Origin of the sequence: Roseibium sp. SCP14, assembly GCF_040329475.1 — a bacterium.
GTDB lineage: Bacteria > Pseudomonadota > Alphaproteobacteria > Rhizobiales > Stappiaceae > Roseibium.
In genome coordinates this window covers 1-229 of sequence record NZ_JBDZYH010000050.1, presented here as the reverse complement: position 1 = coordinate 229, position 229 = coordinate 1, and the positions used below count along the sequence as shown (strand labels likewise).

The window sequence follows — 229 nt, the reverse complement described above, 5'->3', positions numbered from 1 at the left end:
GCCCATTCCATCCGGTGTGTAGACATAGAGACTGCCGGAGTTCGCTCCAAGATCATCATCAAAGAGAGCGCCGGAAACGATCACTCCGCTTTCATTGATGTCGGATGCATAACCAAAATAATCGCCTGCCGCGCCGTCTGACGCCGTGAGTTTGGTTTCTGTGTAACCGCCGTTTCCATTCGGAGTGAAGATATAGATGGAACCCTCGTTGCTTGCACCGTCATCTGTC

At 52.0% G+C, this 229-nt stretch carries 1 protein-coding gene; it reads right to left on the bottom strand.

Annotated features, from left to right (window positions below):
* Window positions 1–229, bottom strand: a 229-nt coding sequence (locus ABLQ08_RS32565; RefSeq protein WP_352950932.1) for an FG-GAP repeat protein, incomplete at both ends; no start/stop codon positions are given.